Source organism: Streptomyces sp. NH27, assembly GCF_056859195.1.
Genome location: NZ_JACEGK010001125.1, coordinates 1 through 372, shown reverse-complemented (window position 1 = coordinate 372; position 372 = coordinate 1). Strand labels below are relative to the sequence as shown.

At 69.1% G+C, this 372-nt stretch carries 1 protein-coding gene; it reads left to right on the top strand.

Annotated features, from left to right (window positions below; translation table 11 throughout):
• The coding region (locus AC13HU_RS38345; protein ID WP_483046603.1) for a nucleotide-binding protein at window positions 1–372 on the top strand (372 nt) is incomplete at both ends.

Below are 372 nucleotides of genomic sequence, written 5' to 3'. Positions count from 1 at the left end.
CCGCGGCGGTCGAGCTGAGTTCGGACCGGCTGCTGCGGAATCAGCCGAAGCCGAAGAAGCCCGGTGCCAACGCGCAGCCGTCCCGGTTCAAGCTCGGTGGCAAGAAGGAGGAGGCGGAGCGGAAGCGAAAGCTGGAACTGATCCTCACTCCGGTGCTGACGTGCTACCGGATCGCGGTCATCAGCCTCAAGGGCGGTGTCGGCAAGACGACGACGACCACCGCGCTGGGTGCCACCCTCGCCAGCGAGCGGCAGGACAAGATCCTGGCGATCGACGCCAACCCGGACGCGGGCACGCTCGGCCGCCGGGTGCGCCGGGAGACCGGTGCGACCATCCGCGACCTGGTGCAGGCGATCCCGTACCTCCACAGCT